Below are 2223 nucleotides of genomic sequence, written 5' to 3' on the forward strand. Positions count from 1 at the left end.
CCCGCCCCCGCTATTCCCGCCGCCGTTTCCGTTCCCGCCACCATTGCCGCCGCCGTTTCCGTTCCCGCCGCCGCCCTTGCCGGCATAGGCCTTGTTGGTGGCGACACCATCGACCGAGAGGTGAAAGGGTGCAAAAATCAGCGCCAGCGCGGCGAAAACGCGCAAGACAAGCCAGCCCAGTTGGCCCATGCGCGGTACGCGCATCCCACTCTCCCCTTGCCGGTCAACCGGCGCGACAGCTAGCCGAAAACCCCAACGGCATTGTCGATGAGAAAGCATTCACAAATCGCGGGGCTTCGCGAAAGTGGCCCACGACCCTTGTCTTGCCTCTTCGGACTTTTTGCTTGTCTGATATCAGACTTAGGTCTTAGTTCAACCTCAAGATGTAGTCCTTGCACAAGGCCTCGCAAGGCGGATTCCGGGACAGAGACGGCAAAACCGGCGCCGCCATTTCGTGCTGGCGACGCCGCCCTTGGGAGCAGGCACCCCACGGCCGGCCGCGAACCGGCAGAATCGCGGAATCGCGTTCGACAAGTGGCTGGAAGCCATGAGGGCAATGGGGCAGCCGAGCATGTTGCCCGGTGGCATGTTCTGGCTCCGCCGTTGGCTGATGGGCAAGCGCGCAAATCGGCCTGCGCGCGACGGAAGGTGACGAGAACTATGACGGCCAGCAGCAATTTCTCCGGACGCCCGCCGCGCTGGCGAAAGACCGGCGGCTTTCAGGCATGGCCGTGCACGCGCCGCTAGGCTGTGCCCGACCTGCTTTTGGCGGTGCGGCCTGCCCTTTTCTCGATGCTTTCGAGCTCGGCGGTGATCTCTTCCCGCGAGCCGTGCTCAAGACCGACAACGTCGTTTCTCGCGGCATCCAGCGCCACGATGATTTCGTTGAGCTTGGCCTGTATGGCCGAGGTGTCGCGATAGTTCTGGATCAGCACCACTCCCGTCAAGGCAATGGCGGAAATCGACAGGATGTAGGTCCCGACCGTCGAACTCGCCACGAGCGCGCATAAAAGCGCGGCGGCCAACATGACATAGAACCCCGGCGGCTTCGAAAAGAACTCCGCAAGAAAGTAAAGCGGCCGGTCCATGGCGCGTCTCCCATTGTTGCCTTCAATGCCCCAATGGCGGTTCGGTTGCCTCGGGAACAAAACGAAAGGCGGCAGATTAACGCTCAGGCCGGCGTGCCAAGGAGATCTGCCATGGGCCTTTTCGGAAATACTTTTCCTGGCCTGATCGGAAAGCAGCCGCCGGCCGGGAAGAGCGGCGAAATGCGCAATGCGACCGGTGCCGGCCCGGCGATCGCCGCGCATTCCAAGGACGCCAAGACATTCCAAGGACGCCAAGACAAGGGCGGCCGCTGGTCAGAACCGCGCCGCCGCGCGCAAGGCGAAGACCGGGAGCTGGCTGCCTTGACGACGTGGCGGGAGCGGTGGCCGGTACGCGGGACATCGAGGCGTTGATGGCGATGATCTGGGCCTTGTTGAAAGAGAGCGCCACCGGCTTCGTCAACGACAATGCCTTGAGCCGGGGGGCAGCTCTCGCCTTCTATGCCGCAACCTCGCTGGCGCCCATCCTGCTGATCGTGGTGGCAATCTCCGGGATCGTCGTTGGGCACCAGGCGGCGGAACTTGCACTGTCGGCGCAGATCTCCGGACTGATGGGCGCGCAGAGCGCGGAGCTATTCCGCGCCACGCTGGAGTCGGCGTCGAACCAGACAAGCGGAACATGGGCCGCCATAGTCGGACTGGTCGCGCTGCTCGCCACCGCATCCGGGGTTTTCGGCGAGATGCAGCTCGCGCTCAACACCATCTGGAAAGTCGAGCCAACCGACACGTCCCTGTCGAGAATCGTGCGGGCACGCGCCGCAAGCCTCGGGCTGGTGGCCGCGTTGGGCTTTCTTTTGCTGGTCTCCTTGATCGCCAGCGCGGCGATCTCGGCGTTGGCTGCGACGCTGAATGCGTATCTGCCGTTTGGCGAGGCGATAGCCAGCGTGCTGAACACGATCCTGTCGTTCGTTCTGACGGCGGTGCTGTTCGCCGCCATCTACAAGCTTTTGCCGGATCGGTCGCTGGCGTGGCGCGATGTCGGCCTTGGCGCGCTGGTGACGGCGGCGCTTTTCACCGTCGGTAAATCTGCGATCGGCTGGTATCTGGGCGCCAGCACGATCGCCTCATCCTACGGCGCCGCGGGCGGCCTGATCGTCACGCTGCTGTGGGTCTACTA

2 protein-coding genes and 1 pseudogene are annotated in these 2223 nt (G+C 63.7%); 1 reads left to right on the forward strand and 2 read right to left on the reverse strand.

What is annotated here, in order from left to right; translation table 11 throughout:
• Positions 1-204, reverse strand: a pseudogene (locus tag EN745_RS33835) (hypothetical protein); the annotation flags it as partial.
• A gap of 539 nt (positions 205-743) precedes the next feature.
• Entirely contained in the window at positions 744-1310 is a 567-nt protein-coding gene (locus EN745_RS37730) for a low affinity iron permease family protein (RefSeq protein WP_348627250.1), read from the reverse strand.
• A gap of 149 nt (positions 1311-1459) precedes the next feature.
• Between EN745_RS37730 and EN745_RS33850 the strand changes: the two genes are divergently transcribed.
• A partial coding sequence (locus EN745_RS33850) for a YihY/virulence factor BrkB family protein (protein ID WP_145992305.1) occupies positions 1460-2223 on the forward strand: 764 nt, incomplete at its 3' end.

This window comes from Mesorhizobium sp. M4A.F.Ca.ET.022.05.2.1 (assembly GCF_003998845.1).
GTDB lineage: Bacteria > Pseudomonadota > Alphaproteobacteria > Rhizobiales > Rhizobiaceae > Mesorhizobium.